The following is a 21,158-nucleotide window of genomic DNA, read 5'->3' on the forward strand; positions in this document are numbered from 1 at the left end:
CGCTAATAGACCGATAAGAAAACAAGGAAAGGCCAACACCGAAAGAACACAGACAAAACCGCCGAACAGACAAGGAACCAAACAAAAGCCCCTGCCGCAGGCGAACAGACCCAGAGCGTCGCGGAGACACCTTCACTGAAAAACCAGAGCGTCGCGGAGACAAAAAACCAACCCTCATTTCACTCTCCGACGAGAAAAACCCGCGTAATAGGCCGCGCCAACGACCTAGCCCCCACACTCACTTCCAGCCCAGTCACCGACCGCGGCAGCGGCGCATTCCCCAACTGGGGCACCTTCAAATTATTGTCGTTCTCCGTAATCGCACTCTGCACATCCTTCATCTGCGTGGTCCAGCCGACCTTCGGCACATAGACCCGCGCCGAAATAGCACCCACGCCACCCATCAAGGGCACCGCCGTCCACCCATCGCCCTCGCCACCGCGCAACGCGCGCCGCAACTCCCCTACGTTCCCCAACGGCGGCGACGCATATCTCACCACGCGCCCCTCGGACACCCGATACCTCACCACCTGCAAACGCGGCGCCGTCCCCGGCAACAACGTCTCCCGCACGATCTGCAGCACGCTGCCGCTGACCGACACGGCCGCCTGCCCAGACTCATCATCCGACGCGGCCTGGCGCGCGTCGATCCGCATCTGATCGAACAACTGCGCAAAAACACGCTCGTCTTCCATCGCGTTGGTGATCGTCTGCCGGCCACGAATGATCTGGTCCAGCCCGCGCCACGACAACACGGCAATCACCGCCATGATCGCAATCGCAACCAGCAACTCGATCAGCGTGAAACCACGCGCGCCCAACCGGCCGCGGCGCTCAGAGCGAACGGTTGTTTTCATTCGCGACCACCGTGACCATCTGGGCGAGATTGCCGGAACGCCCGGGCGACGTCACCATCACTTCCACTCGACGAAACACCGGATTCGGCGTCGCCGTTACACGCTCGGTACAGATCAATTGCAAATTTCCCTGCGAGCAGTCAAAACTCGTCGAGCCGACGTTCGGCCAGCCATGCGTCAAATGCAATTGCGCCAACGTATTGTCGGCGCTCCATCCGGCCAGTAGCCGTTGATGCAGATCGGCTTCGCCGCTCGCCAGACTCCCCACCGCGCGCAACGACGCCGCCAATGCAATCGCGATGATCGCCAGCGCCACCAGTACTTCGATCATCGTAAAACCACGCTGCGATACGCGAGCGCCCATGTCCCTGCAACGACCCATCTCAGTGCACCTCATAGCGGCCATTGCCAGTGCCGACGATCGTCGCGTGCCCTACCGCCGAAAACAGCGTGATCTCCACGGGCACGTCGATCGCTTCGGTGCCGAACACGACGCGGCTCGGGTGCGAATCCGACCCGGGATAATCGATCGTGACACCCGTCACGCCGCCTTCCCAACTGCGCGGGCCGAGCAGCTCGTCACGCAACGGACGCCAGCCGTCTTCAGTACGCATGTCGAAACGAAAACCGCCCTCGACCGGCTGCCAGGCGATCGGCCGTGCGCGCACCTGGGCTTCGTCGCCAGCCGATTCGAACAGCAGCGCGAGACGCTGCGCTTCCTCGTTCAGATCGCTGCGCGGGTTGCGGTTCATCGTCAGCGCCGTCAGCGAGACCAGAATGCCCGCGATGACGAGCACCACCATCATTTCCAGCAGCGTGAATCCCGCAGCACGCTTGCGGCCACCTGCGCGCGAATCACGTGAGCGATGTGAGCCGCGTGAGCCACGCGGCCCGCGTGCGCCGACGCACGCCGTGCCTGACAGCGGCGCCGTACACGGAGTGTCCACACGGGACTTGCAAGCGGACAATCGCATAATGCCGGCCACGAACGATCAATCAAGAATCAGAATAACAATGAGTCGACAAGACGCGCGGCGGATCGCCAAAGAGGAGGGCGATCCGGCGCGCCTGCAAACCAACGGCGCCTGATAGACGCAGCCTTACCGGATTACTGCCACGACCCCACATCAGCGTCGTTGCCTTCGCCGCCCGCTTTACCGTCCGCACCATAGCTGAACACATCGATTTCGCCATGCACGCCCGGGTTCAGATACTGATAGCCATTGCCCCACGGATCGTTCGGCAGACGTTCGAGGTAACCGCCGTCCTTCCAGTTGTTCGGCACCGGGTCCGTGCTCGGCTTTTCGATCAGCGCGCGCAGACCTTGCTCCTGAGTCGGATAACGGCCGTTGTCGAGACGGTAGAGTTTCAGTGCCTGCATCACCGTGCCGATGTCCTGCTTGGCCGCGACGCGCCGCGCTTCGTCTGGACGGCTCATGATTTTCGGCACGATCAGCGCCGCCAGAATGCCCAGAATCGCGATCACGACCATGATTTCGATCAGCGTGAAACCGCGTTGACGACGGCCGCGCGGAGCCGTGATGTCAGTACGGCGAATGGTCGACAGTTGCATAGCTTGCTACCTCTTTTCAGGTGAAATTTTCGATCGGGCGGGATTCGCGTTTCAGCAATCAGGGTGCCATTGAACACGCCCGGCCGGTCATTTTAATGTCAGGGTCTTGAAGGGTTGCGAGAAAACGCCGCACCGCTGCAAGTTTCCACTCCGCAGGAAGTCCCTTGGGGGATCGCCTACCTCGAGGACCTCGCGCAAAGCGCCGGTTTAGCGCACTTTCCCCCCACGCAATTTTCACAATAGTCCGTACAATGTGCGCATGAACGCCATCCAGATCCGCCTTCTGTCGCTCGCCCTGTTCGCCGTGTTTTGCGCGACGCTGACCTACTGGGTCATCACGCTCTCCACGATGTCCGGCGCGCCTTTGCCCGCTGCCGCCGTGCATAACCAGGTCTCGACCGAACAGGCCGCCACGCTATTCGGCGGCCAGCTCACCCGTAGCGCCAACCAGGACGTGCATCTGTTCGGCATCCTCGCTTTGCGGGAAGGCGCCGCGGCCATCGTCAGCGTCGGCGGCGAACCGCCGCATGCGGTGTCGCTCGGCAGCGCGCTCATGCAAGGCGCCAAACTCTCCGAAGTCCGCGCCCGCTCGATCATCATCGATCGCAATGGCGCGCATTCCGAAGTGTTCCTGCCGGCCAATCCCGCAGGTCCTACGATCTACGTGCGCTGACTTTGCGCGTTCTGCTTCAGGCGTTCTGCTTCAGGCGTTCGGTTTCGCTTCAACTGCTTGCGCCGATCGTCGCGGACATCACGATTTGCCACCGCGCTCGCCGCGTTTGTCCCAGCGGTTTCCCCATCCGGTGATCATCACGGTTGCCACTGCGGTGGCAATCGCAGTGGTAACTTCATTGGCAATCTCGTTGGCAATCGCAGTGGCAATCTCAACCGCCCGCGCTCACGCAACCGCAGCATTTCTGCGCCTTACTGCACCAGGTTGTTCAACTCGATGATCGGCATCATCACCGCCAGCACGATCACCAGCACCACGCCCCCCATCGCCAGAATCAGCAACGGCTCGAGCAGGCTCGTCAGGAACATCGTGCGACGCTCGAGCTCGCGTGCTTCGCCATCGGCCGCGCGGTCGAGCATCGTCGTCACATCGCCGGTCGCTTCACCCGAACGGATCAGGTGCACCAGCACCGGCGGAAATGTCTTCGTATTGCCCAGCGCGCGCGACAGCGACGTGCCTTCACGCACGCGAACGATCGCATCGTCGATGTTCTCCCGCATCGCGTTGTTGCTGAGCGTTTCCGCGGCAGCTTGCAGCGCACGCAGAATCGGTACACCCGCGGCCGTCAGAATGCCTAGCGTGCTCGCAAAGCGCACGGTGTTGTAGCCGCGCACGAGTTTGCCGAGCAGCGGAGCGGTCAACAGCCACCGGTCGAAGGCGAGGCGCGGGCCAGGCTGCTTCAGGATCGAGCGCACCAGATACACCACCACGACCACGCCGATCAGCATCGCCCACCACCAATGCCGCACGAAACCGGAAAGCGCCATCATCATGATGGTGAGAAACGGCAGCTGCTGTTTGGTGCTCGCGAACACGTTCACCACCTGCGGCACCACGTAGCTCAACAGAAACGTGACAATGCCGAAGGCAATGAGCGTCACGACCGCCGGGTAGGTGAACGCGAGCACGATTTTCTGCTTGAGCGCGTTGCGTTGCTCGATATAGTCGGCGAGACGCGAAAGCACGAGACCGAGCTTGCCGGTATGTTCACCAGCGGCCACCAGCGCGCGATAGATCTCAGGGAAGTCTTTAGGATGCTGCGTCAGCGCATTCGCGAGCGAATGGCCGCCGAGCACTTCGGCACGAATCGACGCCATCAGTTCGCGAATGTAATCGCGCTCCGATTGTTCGGTCAGCACCGAGAGCGCTTCGTCGAGCGGCAAGCCCGCGATCAGGAGGCTGGCCAGCTGACGCGTGAGAATCGCCTGCTCGCGCTGCGACAAACGCCGCCCTATCGACAGGCGCTGATTGCGTTCGCCGCGGGTGCGCGACGCCGCCGGTTCGACCACCAGTGGCGTCAGTCCCTGCGAACGCAGATTGGTGCGCGCGCTGCGCGCACTGTCCGCGTCGAGCACGCCTTTTTGCGCCTTGCCCGCCGCATCGATTGCTTCGAAACGAAATGCCGGCATGCGCTTATGCTCCGCCCGTGACGCGGATCACTTCTTCGAGCGACGTGAGCCCGGAGGCAAGCCAGCGGTCCGAATCTTCACGCAATGTACGCATGCCTTGCGCGCGGCCCGACGCGAGAATCTCCGCATCGGACGCATTGCGGTGAACCAGTGTGCGGATTTCGTCGTCGATCAGAAGCAGTTCGTACACGCCGCGCCGGCCTGCATAGCCGGTCTGCCCGCATTTGTCGCAACCCACCGGATGCCAGCGCACGCTGCCGTCTTCTTCGACGCGCTCCTCGCGGCACACCGGGCACAGCCGCCGCACCAGCCGCTGCGCCAGCACGCCGAGCAGCGACGACGCCAGCAGATACGGCTCGACGCCCATGTCGGTCAAACGTGTCACCGCGGAGGCGGCGTCGTTCGTGTGCAGTGTCGCTAACACGAGGTGACCCGTCAGCGAGGCCTGCACCGCGATCTGCGCGGTTTCCAGGTCGCGGATTTCACCGATCATGATCACGTCCGGGTCCTGCCGCAGAATCGAGCGCAGCGCGCGTGCGAACGTCATGCCGATCCGCTCGTTGACCTGCGTCTGGCCGATGCCGGACAGGTCGTATTCGATCGGGTCTTCGACCGTCATGATGTTGGTCGTCGCCGTTTCGAGGCGCGACATCGACGCGTACAGCGTGGTCGTCTTGCCGGAACCGGTTGGGCCCGTCACCAGCACGATGCCATGCGGCTTGCCGATCAGCTTGTCGAACTTGACGAGCGTATCCGGCGCCATGCCGAGGGCTTCGAGATTCAGGCGCGACGCATCTTTTTCCAGCAGACGCAGCACCGCGCGTTCACCGTGCCCCGTGGGCAGCGTCGAGACGCGCACGTCGACCGGACGTCCGCCGACGCGCAGCGTGATACGGCCATCTTGCGGCAGACGCTTCTCGGCAATGTCGAGCTGCGCCATGATCTTGATCCGCGAAATCAGCGCGCCGTGCAGCGCTTTCTTGGGCCGCACGACATCGCGCAAGGTACCGTCGACGCGAAAGCGCACCACCGAGGAAGTCTCGAACGGCTCGATGTGAATATCCGATGCCTGTTCGCGCGCGGCCTGGGTGAGCAGCGCATTGATCATGCGGATGATCGGTGCGTCGTCTTCCGACTCGAGCAGATCCTCGACCTCGGGAATGTCCTGCATCAGGCGCGACAGATCGACTTCGCCTTCCACTTCGCCGACCACCTGCGCCGCGCTGCCGTCCTGGCGCGCGTAGGCCTGGTTGATCGCCTGGGCCAGTTCGTCGGCCGGCACACGCACCACGGACAACGCGCCGAAGTTGCGCGCGACCTCGGCAAGCGCCGCGTCGTTGGTGCGCTCGCTGATCCAGACTTCGAGGCTGTCGGCGTGCTGATGCGCGACCAGAATCTGGCCGCTGCGAGCAAAGCCGTAAGGCACGAGACGCGCGGCAACCGCCGACGGTGCAATGCGTTCCGCGTGCTCCGCCACGACCGCGGGCGGAATCGCCGCGGTCTGTGTCGACGCAGCGGCTCGCGCCGCTGCCGAGGACGCGGCAGCTGACGGCGGCGTGGACGGCGTGCTCACGGCTGCGCTCCAGGCGACGCCGTGGACGGCGGCGCTACCTGCACCGGGTTGGTCTGCACGGCGGGGCCATTCGTGGCCGGATTCGTCTGATACACGGCCCCGCCATTATTCATGACCGGGTTCGTCGTCACAGCCCCGCCATTCGTGACCGGCGCCGGAGCGGAAACTGCCGGCGGCGCCATCTGCTGACGACGCATCCTGTCGAGATCGAACAGGTTCATCGCGGGCGAGCCACCCTGGCTAGGACCGATCGGCATCGGCGGCACCACCGGATCGTCGTTGTCCTTGATCAGGTTGTTGTCCGACTTGTACGCACCCTGCACGCCCTGGATGTAGTCGTAGCGGTTCGACGTCACGGCTTGCGCGGTACTGCGATCGTTGATGATCACCGGGCGCAGGAACACCATCAGATTGGTCTTGTCGCGGGTCTTCTGTTCCGAGCGGAACAACTGGCCGATCCACGGGATATCGCCCAGCAACGGCACCTTGCTGTTGCTGACCTGGTAGTTGTCCTGCATCAGGCCGCCCAGCACGATGATCTCGCCGTTATCGGCGAGCACCGTCGACTGGATCGAACGCTTGGTGAACTCCGGGCCGGCCGGGTTGGTCGTCGCGTTGGTCGTGCCGTTCACGATCGCCGAGTCTTCCGTGTAAAGCTGCAGCTTCAGAATCCCGCCGTCCGTGATCTGCGGTTTGATGTGCAGCGTCAGACCGACGTCGACGCGGTCGTAGGTATTGAACGCCGAGGTCGCGGTGGCGCTCGTGAGGTTCGAATACGAACCCGTCTGGATCGGCACGTTCGTACCGACGACGATCTTCGCTTCCTCGTTGTCGAGCGTAATGAGGTTAGGTGTGGACAGCACATTCGCGTCAGCGGTCTGCGACAGCGCCTGCAGCAGCGCGCCGAGTCCCTGCACACCGAAAATGTTGTGCACCCAACCGACGTTGAGCCCCTGCTGGAGCTGACTGGCTCCAAGCGCCCCGGCGAGACCGCCGGTGACCCCCGTCGCCGCAGCCCCTGCGGCCGCCGCCGTCAGATTGACGATGCTGTTGCCGGAGCCGGTCGCCAGGTTGGTGCCGGCAAAGACCGAATTGTTCGCGATCTGCCACTGAATGCCGAGATTGGCGTTCGTGGTCGAATTCAGCTCGACGATCAGCGCCTCGATATAAACCTGTGCGCGCCGCGCGTCGAGCTGGTCGATCACCGCCCGCAGGTTACGGTACACCGGCTCGGACGCCGTGATAATCAGCGAGTTGGTCGCGGAGTCAGCCTGGATCATGCCGCCTGGCTGATTGTCGTCGCTCTTGTCCTTGTCGCCGCCGAGCAGGCCGCCGGAGCCGGAGCCGCCGCTCGAGCCGTATCCTCCACCAGTGCCGCCCATCGGCGACGACCCGCCGCCGAGTCCGCCGGACGGCAACGGCGGCGTCCCCGAGCTACCCGTCGAATTGCTGCCCAACCCGCCGCCGCCACCACCGCCACCGCCACCGCCGTTCTGATTAAACGAATTGGCGTCGTTCGAGCCGCTCGACGAGCCGGTGTCGCCACCCTTGCCGAGCATTCCGCGCAAGGTCTTCGCGAGCCTCGTCGCGTCTGCGTTGCGCAGCGGCACCACATGCATGTTGCCGAGCTGCGTGGTCGGCGCGTCGAGTTCCTTCGCCAGTTGCTTCGCCGCCGCCAGACGCCCGCCGTTCGACGCGCGGATCAGGAGCGAGTTGGTGCGCGGGTCTGCCGTGATCGACACCTTCAGCGTGGCGTCGGTGCTGCCGATCGCGCCGGGATCGAGCATCTTGGTCAACTGCGCGGCGATATCGAGCGCGTTCGCGTTCTTCAGCGGCACCACCGACACCGACTGGCCCGCGGCCGTATCCACACCCGCGATGATCTGCGCGATACGCCGCACGTTGTCGGCGTAGTCGGTCACGACAAGCGAATTGTTGGCCGGATAGGCCGCCACGGTATTATTCGGCGAGATCAACGGACGCAACACCGGCAGCAGGTTGTTGGCCGATTCGTTCTTCAGCACGAACACCTGCGTGACCACCTGATCGCCGCGCGCAACAGGCGCATTGCCGACGTAGGTCGGCACGCCCTGCAGCTTGGCATCGGCCTCGGGCACGACCTTCAGGACGCCGTGGTCCTGCACCAGCGCGAAGCCCTGCATCCGCAATGCGGATTGCAAGGTCTTGAGCGCCTGATCTTCAGGCACCGCATTTTCCGACACGAGGTTGAGCTGACCCTTCACGCGCGGGTCGACGATGATCGTTTTGCCGGTTGCAGCGCCGATCGCCTTCGCCACCTGGTCGATATCGGCGTTCACGAAGTTGAGTGTCACCTGTGCCTGTGCTGTCTGCGCGGTGATCAATCCAGCCACCAGCAGCGCCGTTGCGACGCGACGCAAAGCCATACGATTTCTTCTCATGGAAAGTGGTATCGATGCCGACGGCTTCAGCCGCCGACGGTCATGCAATGCGAACATGTGAGCAGGCCGCCGCCCTATCGGTCTGCCGGCCGGCTTCGCAGGCGGTCGACGCCCTGGAGATCAGCCATCCAATGTCCGAAAAAAGTGAACAGTAACAGTTTTTCATGTCGGTTTTGTCACAAAACAAACGGCGCCGTGCGATTACTCTAAAAGACCGTCACGAACTGTCAATCAATTGAAAGTAAATAAGCTTCTGTGCGCCGCGCCACCGATGCCCTTTCTTTTACGCTGGCTTATGTCGGTTAGCCAACTTGACGCGTGCAGGTCTGCCGGTATGATACGAGCCGTTCAGGGTGCTGGTTGCGTCCTGGCAACGCGGGTTTTCCCCGATGCGCGACAAAGTGCCTAACCAGCGCGCCTCGCGCGGCTTCCAGCGGCTGAAGTTTGGCCGATGCAGCGGCTTACCGAACCTTACCCTTGCGTTTTTGTTTAGTCGTCTTGACCGATCTGGACTGATGAAAAGACCCTTCGTCACTGTCGCCACTGGAGTTGCCATGCTGCTTGCAGCAGGGGCGGCACGCGCCGATTGCTTTGACGCGGCGGCCGGGTACCAGAAGGTCAACCCCCTGATTCTGCGCGCAATTGCTTGGCAGGAGTCACACAATCGGCCAGATGCGTTGCATAAGAACGCCAACGGTTCGACAGATTATGGCGTGATGCAGATCAATTCGGTTCATCTGCCCACGCTCGCCCAATACGGCATCTCGCAGGGCACTCTGATGGAGCCTTGCAAGAACGTCTACATCGCGGCATGGCACCTGCGCCGTCAGATGAACAAGTATGGCAATACCTGGCAGGCGGTCGGTGCGTACCACTCCGAGACGCCGGCGCTGCGCGATAAATACGCGCAGCAGATCGCCGCGATCCTGCGCAAATGGAATCTGATGCCGGCTGCACGCTGAGCGGTATTTTCGTGGGTAGGTTCATCGGCACAAGAGGCGGCACTCACACGGTCCGGCTTTTTAGCCCGCTCCTGTCAATATGGCTGGCCCTTTCTAATCGGGTCCGTCACGCGACCTCTCCCTGTTTGATGCACAATGCGGCTTCGTGCTGCTGTCGGCGTTCGGCCATCTTCTGGCCCCTGAGTCATGCGACCCAAGCCCGGCACGCCTTCCAATCCTCTTGTTTTCCCGTACTGCGATGAACCAGCCGCTATTGCCCGTCACCGTGCTCTCCGGTTTTCTGGGCGCCGGCAAGACCACGCTTCTGAACCACATCCTCGCGAATCGCGCCGGTTTGCGCGTCGCCGTGATCGTCAACGATCTGGCCGCCGTCAATATCGATGCCTCCCTCGTGCGCGATGGCGCCGCGCTCTCGCATGTCGAAGAGCAGCTCGTCGAACTGTCGAATGGCTGCATCTGCTGTACGTTGCGCGACGACTTGCTGGTCGAGATCAAGCGGCTGGCGGGGGAAAAGCGCTTCGATGCGATCCTGATCGAGTCGACCGGGGTGGCCGAGCCGATGCCGATTGCCGAAACCTTCACCTTTGTCGACGACGATGGCGTCTCGCTGTCCGACGTCGCGCAGCTCGATACGATGGTGACGGTGGTCGACGCGTTCAATTTCCTGCGCGACTATGGCTCTGCCGACGCGCTCGCGGAGCGGGGCATTGCCGCGACCGAGGAAGACGATCGGACGCTGGTCGAATTGCTGATCGAGCAGATTGAATTCTGCGACGTGCTGGTGGTGAACAAGGCCGATCTGGTGAGCGCCGATGAACTCACCCGTTTGCAGCGCATCCTCGCTCGCCTCAATCCGCGTGCCGTGCAGGTGGTGAGCCGTTTCGGCGACGTGCCGCTGGCCGAGGTGCTGAATACTGGACGCTTCGATTTCGACGAAGCATCGAGCGCGCCGGGCTGGCTGGCGTCGCTCAATCATGACCATGAACACGAGCACGGCCACGCGCATCACGGCGAAGCGGACGAATTCGGCATCGGCAATTTCATTTACCGCGCGCGGCGGCCGTTTCATCCGGAGCGCCTGTGGGCGCTGCTGCATCAGGAGTGGAAGGGCGTCTTGCGCAGCAAGGGTTTCTTCTGGCTCGCCACGCGTAACGACATCGCCGGTTCGCTGTCGCAGGCAGGCGGCGCTTGCCGGCACGGTCCGGCCGGGATGTGGTGGGCGGCTCAGGAGCGCAGCGAATGGCCCGACGGCGATGACGAACTGGCCACCGAAATTGCCGCCGACTGGTTCGGCGATCCGGATGATCTGAGGATCGGCGATCGTCGGCAGGAACTGGTGATGATCGGCGTCGGCATCGACCCGGCTGTCTGGCAAGCGAAGTTCGACGCGTGCCTGCTCACCGACGAGGAATATGCGGCGGGGCCACAAGCGTGGCAACACTTCGCCGATCCGTTCCCGACATGGGACTTCGACGAAGACGACCACGACCACGACCACGATCATCATGATCACGACGGTCATGGCCACGGTGAAATCGTCCATCGCCACGATTGAGCGGCCTTTTCCACTTCTGGCTGAGTGTCTGGCCGCGGCGCCCGTCGCGGATCAAGTAAAAATCGCGGACGAAAAAAAACCCGCCGTTGGCGGGTGTCAACTGCCTGGCAGTAATCTGCTTAGCGCTTGTTGACGGCGTCCTTGAACGCCTTGCCAGCCGTGAACTTGACGGTCTTGGCTGCCGGGATCTTGATGGTTTCGCCGGTCTTGGGGTTACGACCCGTACGTGCTGCGCGCTTGCCCGAACCGAAGCTGCCGAAGCCGATCAGCTGGACCGCGTCACCCTTCGACACAGACTTCTTGATCACTTCAAGCAATGTGTCCAGCGTCTCACCGGTTTGAGCCTTGCTGGCGCCCGTCTGTCCTGCGACGGCGTCGATCAGTTCCTGTTTGTTCATTAAGGTTCCTTTCTGAGTTTAGGTTGACACGAACAGCGCGAACGCGCCGATTATACGTGCGCGGGCCGCGCCGTCGAGCAGCTGCGGCTCCGGATCCCCTCCGGACAATTAGCGCCGGGCGATTGACTGCCCGTCGGCCGTGCCGCCGCTCCCTACGCGGCGCTTGCTATGATAGCGCAGCGCAAACCCAATCAGGACAAGGGTTTCGAAGAATTAAGCGGTTGCGGGGCCGAGACTGAGGGGAAACCCTTCTTTTTTCTCCTCGCGAACCCCAATCGAAGGCTGAAACCCAGTATGGACGGGGCTTAGCGTTGGTTTTTGCCAACGTTGCAGCACGTCTTTTTCGCCGTCCGGCGAGCTTCGTGCGCTGGCGGTAACGTCTGACCCGCGCTTTCGAGCGTCATTTTCCGCTGCGCATGACCGATCCGCTGATCCCCGCCGTCCTCGCGTTTCGCGACAACGGCACGCCCTTTTCGCCGCTCTACGACGACATTTATCACAGCGCTGTCGGCGGTCTCGAACAGGCTGAATACGTGTTTCTTCGCGGCAATGCGTTGCCGGCGCGCTGGCAGGGCCGTCGCATTTTCACCGTGCTCGAGACCGGCTTCGGCATGGGCATCAACTTCCTGACAACCTGGGCCGCCTGGCGAGCCGATCCGGCGCGTTGCGAGCGGCTGCACTTCGTTTCGACCGAGAAGCATCCGTTTACTCAGGCCGACCTACGCAGCGTCTATGCGGCGACGATTTCAGATCCGGCGATTGCCGCGCTGGCCGATGCGCTGGCCGCCGAATGGCCGATGCTCGTTCCCGGCACGCACCGGCTCGAATTCGAGGGCGGACGGATCACACTGACACTCGTCTTCGCCGACGCGCTGGAAAGCCTGCCGGCGTTGAGGCTGCGCGCTGATGCGTTCTATCTCGACGGTTTCGCGCCGGCCCGGAACCCTGAGATGTGGACGCCCGCGATCTTCAAAGCACTCGCTCGCCTGGCCGGCGAGGGTGCCACGTTCGCGACCTACAGTAGTGCCGGCGACATCAAGCGCGCGTTGACGCAAAACGGCTTTGTGTACCAAAAAATCGACGGCTTCGGCTGGAAACGCGCGATGCTGGTCGGCCATTTCGCGCCACGCTGGCGGGTTCGTCGCTATGAGCCGCCCGCGCCGCTTGAAGTCGATGAACGGCATGCGATCGTGATCGGTACCGGGCTCGCCGGCTGCGCGGCGATCGAGCGCCTCACCTCGCGCGGTTGGCGCATCACATCGCTGGAGCGACACGCGGCGGTGGCGCAGGATGCCTCGGGCAACCCAGCCGGCGTGTTCCATCCAATGATCTCGCGCGACGACAGCGTCGCTTCGCGTGTCACGCGTGCGGGCTTTCTCTACGCGCTGAGACGCTGGGCAGCGCTCGAACGGCTTGGTCACTCTCCATTGCGCGGCGCGCCTGGTCTGTTGCAGATCGCTGCGGACGACGAGGAAGCACGCTCGATGCGTGACGCAATCGCGGCCTTCGGTTATCCGCCCGAATACGTCACGCCTGTCTCGCTGAGCGAAGCGCAAAGCCTTGCGGGCATGCCGCTCGCGCAGAACGGCTGGCTCTTTCCCCACGGCGGCTGGATCGACCCGGCGTCGCTTTGTGCCGCGCAGTGCGCAGCGGCAGGCGATCTGCTCGAACGCCGTTTCGGCGTGGAGGTGGCGCGCCTCGAGCGGTCCGGCAATCAATGGACCGTTTTCGACACGGGAGGGCAGGCCGTCGCGCGTGCGCCAGTGGTCATTGTCGCAAGCGCCCACGACGCCGCGCGCATCGCCGGGTTGCAGCATGCTCCGACCCGCAGCATCCGCGGCCAGTTGACCTTGCTGCCGCCGGGCACCGTCCCTCCGCTCGGCATGCCCGTGATGGGCGTTGGCTACGTAGTGCCGCTAGCCGACGGCACCACGCTGACCGGCGCCACCTACGAACTCGACGATCCATACACCTCGCTGCGGCCCGATGGCCATCTGGAGAACCTGGAGCGTGTCGCGCAGATGCTGCCGTCTTTTGACGGAATCGTCGACCCCGCGCGGGCGGCGGCGCTCGCCGGTCGCGTGGCGTTTCGCTGCGTGACGAGCGACCGCATGCCGATGATCGGTAACTTCGCTGACGAGGCCATCTCGACGCGCGACGCCCAACGCCTGCGCGGCGCATGGCCGCTCGATTTGCCGCGCGTCCACGGCTTGTATGGTGCATTCGCCTACGGTTCCCGCGGACTGGTATGGGCGGCGCTCGGCGCTGAGTTGATCGCCTCGCAGATCGAAGGCGAGCCATGGCCGCTCGAACGGGATCTAGCTGAAGACATCGATCCCGCTCGCTTTCTCCTGCGCGCGCTGCGCCAAGGCACAGTGAGTTAGCCGGCCGCGCCTGACGTCGGGCCAAGGCCCGCGGAAACGCAATCTGCGGACCCAGCCTCTCGCGATAGGAGTTATCCACCGAAACTTGTGGATAACCGGAACGTTTACCGGCGCAACTCATGTGGAACCGTTGTGGACGTAAACGGGGTAACTTTGCCGCCGCCGAAAATCGCGAAAAGTTACCCTTGTATACCCGCCGCTACCGCACATGCTATGCATGCTGTTATGCGAGCGGCAACGTAATGAATTGATTGGGTAAACAGGGGTTATCCACAGAAACCGAGGCAGCTTGTTAACTGTTACTACGTATACATACGGTAAACCTGTAAACAGAAAGGCCGTCGCCAGATCGAGCACGATCGTTGAGTTCGAATCGCCGAAACCTGGGAGAAAAGACATCTCCCGCTGTGGCCTGGCAAACACATCTGCAACGTTGAATCTGTACCCTATGAGAGGCCGAGCTGGCCGTTAAAACGGTCGCTTTTTCCTCATTTTGCGAAGATAACGTACGTTTTTACCGTTTTACCCGCATGTTCCTGTCTTTTCGGTCAAGTCTTAACAAGCTATGGCACAATCGCCGTTCTTTTCCGCGTCGTGCCTCGCCACCGGCGGCACGCGCTGCAACGGAACGGTGCCGCTCAATCAGAATCTGATTCAAAGTCGACGGCGTTCTTTCACCGTGCCGGGCCGGTTGGTGCGGCCGCACCCCAGAATGCGCCGCGCTTTTTGCGGCTGCGGCGCGTTCAGATCATCCGATCATTGAAAACTCGCAACGCGGGTCACGCGAAGCGATCGCGACAGTGAGCGCCTCGTGCGCTCATCCGCTCGGCGGTGTTTGCGCCGGTTCGTGTCGTCTGCCGTTGCTGCCAAGGAGAACCCATCACGATGAAGTCGGCGTTTTCATTTTTTCCAGCATGGCCACTCACACCCGACGCCATTTTTTGGGCTGGTCTTGCGTTGCTCGCCGCCGGACTGTGCGGTGAGCTTTGCTATCGCGCATGGCGTTTGCCCCGCATCTCCGGGTACGCGGTCATCGGCCTGGTCGCGGGTGCCGCAGGTTTTGGCGTAATCGACGCGGATTCCGCAAGCGCCGCGCGGCCATTGCTCGATGTCGCGCTGGGTCTGTTGTTGTTCGAACTCGGTAGCCGGCTCGATTTGCGCTGGATTCGCCGCAATCCCTGGTTGATTCTGTCGAGCGTCGCCGAAGCCACGTTGACTTTCGCGCTGGTTTTGCCAGTTTTGTTGTTCCTGAACGTGCCGCTGATGGTGGCGACGGTGCTTGCCGCCATTGCCATGGCGACGTCGCCGGCCATGGTGATCCAGCTCAAGACCGAGTTGCGCGCGGAAGGCCAGGTCACTCAACGTCTGTTGACCTTGACCGCGCTGAACAGCATGTACGCGGTCGTGATCGAAAAGCTCGTCTCGAGCTGGTTGCATCAGGAAGTTTACGGCAACGTTTTCGCCACGATTCTGCAGCCGCTTTATCTGCTGGTCGGCTCGCTCGTGCTCGCCTATCTGCTCGCGCGTACCTGCACGTTTTTTTATCGCCGTCTGAACATGCAGGACGAGCATTCGTTCGTCGCGCTGTTCGGCCTTGTGCTGCTGGCCATTGCGGTAGCGCATCTGTTCAAGCTGTCGACGATTCTCGCGCTGCTCGCCGCGGGCATCATCGTGAAAAATCATGAAGCGCGTCCGCAGTTGTGGCCACAGCATTTCGGCACGGCCGGCTGGTTGTTGACCGTGATCCTGTTCGTGCTGACGTTGACTTCGTTCGAATGGAAAGACATCGCGCTTGGCGGCGTTGCCGCGCTGGGTCTGATTGTTGCGCGTCTGATTGCGAAACTGGTGGGCGTGATGGCTTTTGCCAAGCCGAGCGGCCTGGACTGGAAGCAGGGGATGGCGCTGGGTCTATCGTTATCGCCCATGTCGGCGCTCGCATATCTGCTCGTCGACGATACGTACAACCTTTATCCGAATTTCGATCCGCAATTGCGGGCCATCGTGATGTGTTCGATTTTCGTGCTGCAGATTCTCGGGCCGTGGCTCGTGTATCGCAGTCTCGCAGCTGTGGGCGAACGGCGCGAAGAGTAGGCGCACACTGCGGCTCGGCGCTTCGGGCGCTTGATTTGCGAGTTTTATCCAACTTATTCGATTCAAAAACGGCCGCTTATGTGACACCGGCATGTGTCGCACACCGGCCGACCTGACTCAAGGGACGCCATGTCACTCGAACCCTTCATCGATTCGAAACCGTTCACTTTCGGTGTCGAACTCGAGATGCAGATCGTCAATACGCACGACTACGATTTGACCAAAGCCGGCTCGGATTTGATGCGTCTCCTCAAGGACGAAAAAATCCCGGGCAACATCACGCCGGAAATCACCGAAAGCATGATCGAGCTGTCGACCGGTATCTGCACGACGCACGAACAGGCCGTTGCCGATTTGCGCAAGATCCGCGACACGCTGGTTGCCGCGGCCGATCACCTGAACGTCGGCTTGTGCGGCGGCGGCACGCATGCGTTCCAGCAATGGAGCGAACGGCAGATCGTCGATACGCCGCGCTTTCAGTATATTTCGGAGTTGTACGGCTACCTTGCCAAGCAATTTACGGTGTTCGGCCAGCACGTGCACATTGGCTGCCCGGACCCGAATAGCGCGCTGTATCTGCTGCATTCGATGTCGCGCTTCATTCCGCATTTCATCGCGCTGTCCGCTTCGTCGCCGTTCGTTCAGGGTGTCGACACCGGTTTTCATTCGGCACGCCTGAATTCCGTGTTTGCCTTTCCGCTGTCGGGCCGTGCGCCGTTTGTATTGACGTGGGACAGCTTCGAGGAATATTTCTCGAAGATGGTCCACACCGGTGTGGTCAACAGCATGAAGGACTTTTACTGGGACATCCGGCCGAAGCCCGGTTTCGGCACGATCGAAGTGCGCGTGATGGATACGCCGTTTTCAGTGGATCGCGCCGCCGCGATTGCCTGCTACATCCAGACGCTGGCACGGCATCTGTTGCTGGACAAGCCGATCACGCCGAAGGAAGACGACTACCTCGTCTACACGTTCAACCGTTTCGAGGCATGCCGCTTCGGTCTGGCCGGCAACTGCATCAATCCGCAAACAAGCGAACGCAAGACGATTTCCGAAGACATCCTCGAAACGCTGGATCTGATTGCACCTCATGCCGAAGCATTGGGCTCGGGCAATGCGCTTGCCGAAATCGGGGCAATCGCGCGCGGTCAGGTTAATGACGCGACATGGCTGCGCGGCGTTTTCGAGCAGGAAAAATCCTTGCACGAAGCGGTCAGACAGCAGTGTCTGCAGTGGCGAGCCTAGGCGGCAGAGGATTGCTCACAGCAAAACGTAAGGAAGACCCGCTTCATGCGGGTTTTTTTTCGTAATTAAATTTCCAGCTCGGGGGGCCTTCAGGTTTTTCTAAAATTTACGTATACCCATGTAGTAGTAGTTAACAAGCATTGCATCTGCCTGTGGACAACTGAATAATTCGCTGAAAAGTCAAAGTGCTACGTAAACCATAACTGGGTTGATCCAACGCGTATCGGCAGCGGTAAACGAGGACAACTTTGCAGCGGACACCTGTAATAAATCGCTTATCAAGAATCGACACACAGGCCGTCCCCTGTGTTTTCCCATGGTTATCCACAGCTTGCGTTGGATAACTTAGCTGTACGATTGGCCGGTCTCGCATAGAATGTCGTTTTCGCCGTCTTTGGCTTGTAAGGCGGTAAATTTTTGAGATAGTAGAAACCGTCTCGTCTATTTTTGGGCGAGGCTACCCCACACAGGCTACGGGTGTGCTCGGCGACGGTTCGCCGGCATCGCGCGGAAGCTTTAATAAACCACACGAAGATTATGAGCGAAGGCGTATACGGAGAACAGGCAGGCGGGCGAGTGACCCACAGCCTATTGCGATTGAGCACGGCCATGCGGAGCCAGGCTTGGGAATGGGCGGAAGGCGCGGGCCTCACGCCGACCCAGGGCGAAATCCTGGTCTTGCTGATGCAGCGCAAAGGCCCGATGCGTCTTGGCGAAATCGCCCGTGAAACGGCTCTGACGGCTGCCACCACCAGCGATGCCGTGAGCACGCTCGAGACCAAAGGTCTGGTCGAAAAGCGCCGTGCCCTCGACGATGGCCGCGCTCTCGCGGTTCGTCTGACGGCGCGTGGTCGTACTGCCGCGAAGCGCGCTGCGCAATGGCCGGACTTCCTGGCTAAAGCGGTCGGCACGCTGCGTGACGAAGAGCAAACGCTGTTCTATCGCACGCTGCTCAAGACGATCCACCAGCTGGAAGCGCAAGGCACCATTCCGCCGCATCGCATGTGCCTGAGCTGCACGCACTTCGAGCCGAGCAAGAATCCGAAGAAGACGCCGCATCACTGCGCGCTGCTCGACATGGACATGTCGGACACGAATCTGCGTCTCGATTGCTCGGTGTACGAAATGGCCGACGTCGCCACCCAAAAGAAGACCTGGAAGATCTTCGCCCAATAAGGCGGCTTCTTCCGGACAATCCGCTACACTGCCAAACCGTGTTCCGGCAGACGGCAATCGCCGCCTGCCGGACGGGTCGCGCCGCGTAGCGGCATGTCTTTAGTCAACTGAAGGTGGGACGGGCTGATGAATCGCGAAGTTCTGGCCATTCGCCACGTGCACTTCGAAGATCTGGGCAGTCTTGAACTGGAGCTCGGCGAACGCGGCCGCCCGGTGCGCTATCTCGACGTTGGCTTTGCCCGCATCGAAGCACCCGACCCGGTTGCCGCATCGCTCATGGTCGTACTCGGCGGCCCGATCAGCGCAACCGACGACGCGCTTTACCCAACGCTCGTTCCGTTGCTCGGCATGATCGAAAAGCGTATTGCCGCGGGTCTGCCGACACTCGGCATCTGCCTCGGCGCGCAATTGATCGCGCGTGTGCTCGGTGCCCGGGTCTATCCCGCCGGCCATACCGAGCTCGGTTGGACACCGCTCACGCTCACGGATGCGGGCCGGGCTTCCCCGCTGCGTCATCTGGACGGCGCGCAGACATCAATGCTGCATTGGCATGGCGATACCTTCGATTTGCCCGACAATGCCACGCGTCTCGCCTCGACGCCTGCCTGCGAAAACCAGGCTTTCGCCTGGGGCGGCCACGTGTTGGGTCTGCAATGTCATCCGGAGATTCGCGCTGACCGGTTCGAGCCCTGGCTGATCGGCAACGCGGGTGAGATTGCCGGCCACGGTATCGACGCCCGTCAGTTGCGGGCCGAGACCGCGCAGTTCGGTCCGGCGCTGGAAGCCGCTGCGCGCCGCATGTTCAGCGAGTGGCTCGATCAGGTCGAGCCGAAACCCTGAACTGCGCGCGCCTGCAGACAATCACCTGCGGTGCTATGCTCGTGCGCTCTCGGGCTTTTACTGGGCGTAATCCATGAGCGCGCTTTTTTCTCCGCTCACGCTGCGTAGCGTGACGCTTCCAAACCGTATTGTCGTCTCCCCGATGTGCCAGTATTCCGCCGAGCGCGGCGAGGCTACGGCGTGGCACATGATCCACCTCGGTAGTCTCGCGTTATCCGGCGCCGGCATGTTATGCATCGAGGCAACCGCCGTCGAACCCGATGGCCGCATCACGCCGGGCGATCTCGGACTGTGGGACGACGCCACCGAAGCCGCACTTGAGCCGGTGCTGGCGGCGATTCGCAAGCATTCGCACATTCGCGTCGCGATGCAGTTGGGGCATGCTGGGCGCAAGGCATCGAGTCATGCGCCGTGGGACGGCGGTCAACTGATTCCGGTGTCGCAAGGCGGCTGGCTGCCGCATGCGCCGTCGGCGTTGCCGCACAAAGCAGGCGAAGAGCCGCCGCTCGCACTCGATACGCCCGCACTGAACCGGATTCGCGAAGCGTTTGCCGCGTCCGCGCGCCGCGCCGCACGTCTCGGCATCGACGCGCTGGAAGTGCACGCGGCACACGGCTATCTGCTGCATCAATTTTTGTCGCCGATCGCCAATCAACGCAGTGACGACTACGGCGGCTCCCTCGAAAACCGGATGCGTTTTCCGCTCGAAATCTTCGACATCGTGCGCGCCGCGTTTCCCGCCGACAAACCGGTTGGTGTGCGTGTCTCGGCAACCGACTGGGTCGAAGGCGGCTGGACGCTCGAGGACACGATCGCGTTCGCGCAGGAATTGAAAAAGCGTGGCTGCGACTGGATCGACGTGTCGTCCGGCGGTGTCTCGCCGCTGCAGAAGATTCCGCTCGAGCCGGGCTACCAGATCCCGTTCGCGAGGGCCGTCAAACAGGCAACCGGCCTCACCACCATTGGCGTGGGCCTGATTACGGATCCGCTGCATGCCGAACAGATCATCGAAGAGGGTGACGCCGATCTGATCGCGATGGCCCGCGCGTTGCTGTACAACCCGCGCTGGCCGTGGCATGCCGCCGCGCAATTGGGCGCGACGGTCGAAGCGCCGCCGCAGTACTGGCGTTCGCAACCTCGTGAGCAAAAGGCGCTGTTCGGCGATATTTCGTTCGGACAACGGTGAACCGGCCAACGGGCCTTGCACGCGCACGGCTTTTTGACGGTTGAACGAAGCCGTCTTGAGCGTGTACGATGCCGGATGTGACGCATGAGCGTCGCAGATCGACGCGGCGCTCGCAAGGCGCCGCGTTTGCTATCCGCGTCGGAAAACGCAGCGCGTCAGACGCGGGCATTTCCGACGGCTGCCGGATCTTCACCCCCAGTTCTTCACAAGGATTCATTCAATGAGTTCACGCAGGATCGCCGTGCGCCGTTCGGGAGTGCACGGCAAAGGCGTGTTTGCCATCGAGCCGATTGCGGCCGGCGAGCGGCTGATCGAATACAAGGGTGAGCGGATCTCCTGGAAGGAAGCGTTGCGCCGTCATCCGCATAATCCGGACGAACCGAATCACACGTTCTACTTTGCGCTCGACAGCGGCAAGGTGATCGACGGCAAAGTGGACGGCAACAGCGCGCGCTGGATCAACCACTCCTGTGCGCCGAACTGCGAAGCTGAAGAGATCGACGGACACGTGTACGTGCACGCGTTGCGCGACATCGCCGAGGGTGAGGAAGTCTTTTACGACTACGGCCTCGTCATCGACGCGCGCCAGACCAAGAAGCTCAAGAAGGAATACGAATGCCGTTGCGGCGCGCGTAAGTGTCGCGGCACGATGCTGGCGCCGCCGGAGAAAGAGAAGGGCGCGTCCAGGTCGGACAAGCCGGTAAAGAAGCCCGCAAAAAAGGCGAAGAAGAAATGAAATGCGGGCTGCCTGGGTTG

At 62.0% G+C, this 21,158-nt stretch carries 18 protein-coding genes; 10 read left to right on the forward strand and 8 right to left on the reverse strand.

The window, feature by feature from the left end; genetic code table 11:
* Window positions 1-179: 179 nt before the first annotated feature.
* From QOC89_RS01150 to gspG, 4 genes are all read right to left on the reverse strand, one after another.
* Window positions 180-857: a prepilin-type N-terminal cleavage/methylation domain-containing protein gene (locus QOC89_RS01150; protein ID WP_323043341.1), complete on the reverse strand. Its 678-nt coding sequence runs from the start codon at window positions 855-857 to the stop codon at window positions 180-182.
* Window positions 835-1,239, reverse strand: coding sequence for a type II secretion system minor pseudopilin GspI (gene gspI / locus QOC89_RS01155; protein ID WP_416340322.1), 405 nt, complete (start codon window positions 1,237-1,239; stop codon window positions 835-837). The genes QOC89_RS01150 and gspI overlap by 23 nt, the downstream gene beginning before the upstream one ends.
* A 1-nt stretch (window position 1,240) precedes the next feature.
* Window positions 1,241-1,831, reverse strand: a complete 591-nt coding sequence (locus tag QOC89_RS01160) for a GspH/FimT family pseudopilin (protein ID WP_323043361.1) — start codon at window positions 1,829-1,831, stop codon at window positions 1,241-1,243.
* Window positions 1,832-1,965: 134 nt separating this feature from the next.
* Window positions 1,966-2,430, reverse strand: coding sequence for a type II secretion system major pseudopilin GspG (gspG, locus tag QOC89_RS01165; protein WP_323043343.1), 465 nt, complete (start codon window positions 2,428-2,430; stop codon window positions 1,966-1,968).
* A gap of 259 nt (window positions 2,431-2,689) precedes the next feature.
* Between gspG and QOC89_RS01170 the strand changes: the two genes are divergently transcribed.
* Window positions 2,690-3,103, forward strand: a complete 414-nt coding sequence (locus tag QOC89_RS01170) for a type II secretion system protein N (protein WP_179735302.1) — start codon at window positions 2,690-2,692, stop codon at window positions 3,101-3,103.
* Window positions 3,104-3,354: 251 nt separating this feature from the next.
* On the opposite strand, the gene gspF is transcribed toward QOC89_RS01170, so the two are convergent.
* Genes gspF through gspD form a run of 3 tightly spaced genes read right to left on the reverse strand, consistent with a single transcriptional unit; the run spans window position 3,355 to window position 8,550 of the window.
* The gene (gene gspF / locus QOC89_RS01175) at window positions 3,355-4,572 is read right to left on the reverse strand and encodes a type II secretion system inner membrane protein GspF (protein WP_323043344.1); all 1,218 of its coding nucleotides are present in this window, start codon (window positions 4,570-4,572) and stop codon (window positions 3,355-3,357) included.
* A gap of 4 nt (window positions 4,573-4,576) precedes the next feature.
* On the reverse strand, window positions 4,577-6,145 hold the full coding sequence (gene gspE / locus QOC89_RS01180) for a type II secretion system ATPase GspE (RefSeq protein ID WP_323043345.1): 1,569 nt from the start codon (window positions 6,143-6,145) through the stop codon (window positions 4,577-4,579).
* Window positions 6,142-8,550, reverse strand: a complete 2,409-nt coding sequence (gene gspD, locus QOC89_RS01185) for a type II secretion system secretin GspD (RefSeq protein WP_323043346.1) — start codon at window positions 8,548-8,550, stop codon at window positions 6,142-6,144. The genes gspE and gspD overlap by 4 nt, the downstream gene beginning before the upstream one ends.
* A 530-nt stretch (window positions 8,551-9,080) precedes the next feature.
* Here gspD and QOC89_RS01190 point away from each other — a divergent pair.
* On the forward strand, window positions 9,081-9,527 hold the full coding sequence (locus tag QOC89_RS01190; protein WP_323043362.1) for a lytic transglycosylase domain-containing protein: 447 nt from the start codon (window positions 9,081-9,083) through the stop codon (window positions 9,525-9,527).
* Window positions 9,528-9,765: 238 nt separating this feature from the next.
* Window positions 9,766-11,082 (forward strand): GTP-binding protein, encoded by a 1,317-nt coding sequence (locus tag QOC89_RS01195; protein WP_323043347.1) that lies wholly within the window; start codon window positions 9,766-9,768, stop codon window positions 11,080-11,082.
* Window positions 11,083-11,201: 119 nt separating this feature from the next.
* Here QOC89_RS01195 and QOC89_RS01200 read toward each other — a convergent pair whose 3' ends face one another.
* Window positions 11,202-11,480 (reverse strand): HU family DNA-binding protein, encoded by a 279-nt coding sequence (locus QOC89_RS01200; protein WP_006050811.1) that lies wholly within the window; start codon window positions 11,478-11,480, stop codon window positions 11,202-11,204.
* 416 nt (window positions 11,481-11,896) lie between these two features.
* Here QOC89_RS01200 and mnmC point away from each other — a divergent pair, with 416 nt between their 5' ends.
* From mnmC to QOC89_RS01235, 7 genes are all read left to right on the forward strand, one after another.
* Window positions 11,897-13,864: a bifunctional tRNA (5-methylaminomethyl-2-thiouridine)(34)-methyltransferase MnmD/FAD-dependent 5-carboxymethylaminomethyl-2-thiouridine(34) oxidoreductase MnmC gene (mnmC, locus tag QOC89_RS01205; RefSeq protein ID WP_323043348.1), complete on the forward strand. Its 1,968-nt coding sequence runs from the start codon at window positions 11,897-11,899 to the stop codon at window positions 13,862-13,864.
* Between the two features lie 885 nt (window positions 13,865-14,749).
* Window positions 14,750-15,955 (forward strand): cation:proton antiporter, encoded by a 1,206-nt coding sequence (locus tag QOC89_RS01210; protein WP_323043349.1) that lies wholly within the window; start codon window positions 14,750-14,752, stop codon window positions 15,953-15,955.
* 129 nt (window positions 15,956-16,084) lie between these two features.
* Window positions 16,085-17,200, forward strand: coding sequence for a YbdK family carboxylate-amine ligase (locus QOC89_RS01215; RefSeq protein WP_323043350.1), 1,116 nt, complete (start codon window positions 16,085-16,087; stop codon window positions 17,198-17,200).
* 537 nt (window positions 17,201-17,737) lie between these two features.
* A complete protein-coding gene (locus QOC89_RS01220; RefSeq protein WP_323043351.1) occupies window positions 17,738-18,376 on the forward strand; it encodes a MarR family winged helix-turn-helix transcriptional regulator in 639 nt (212 codons plus the stop codon).
* A 126-nt stretch (window positions 18,377-18,502) separates the two neighbouring features.
* The gene (locus QOC89_RS01225) at window positions 18,503-19,216 is read left to right on the forward strand and encodes a glutamine amidotransferase (protein ID WP_323043352.1); all 714 of its coding nucleotides are present in this window, start codon (window positions 18,503-18,505) and stop codon (window positions 19,214-19,216) included.
* Window positions 19,217-19,289: 73 nt separating this feature from the next.
* Entirely contained in the window at window positions 19,290-20,402 is a 1,113-nt protein-coding gene (locus tag QOC89_RS01230) for an NADH:flavin oxidoreductase/NADH oxidase (protein ID WP_323043353.1), read from the forward strand.
* Between the two features lie 220 nt (window positions 20,403-20,622).
* Window positions 20,623-21,138: an SET domain-containing protein gene (locus tag QOC89_RS01235; protein ID WP_323043354.1), complete on the forward strand. Its 516-nt coding sequence runs from the start codon at window positions 20,623-20,625 to the stop codon at window positions 21,136-21,138.
* Window positions 21,139-21,158: the final 20 nt, after the last annotated feature.

It is taken from the genome of Paraburkholderia sp., assembly GCF_034668105.1.
Classification (GTDB): domain Bacteria; phylum Pseudomonadota; class Gammaproteobacteria; order Burkholderiales; family Burkholderiaceae; genus Paraburkholderia.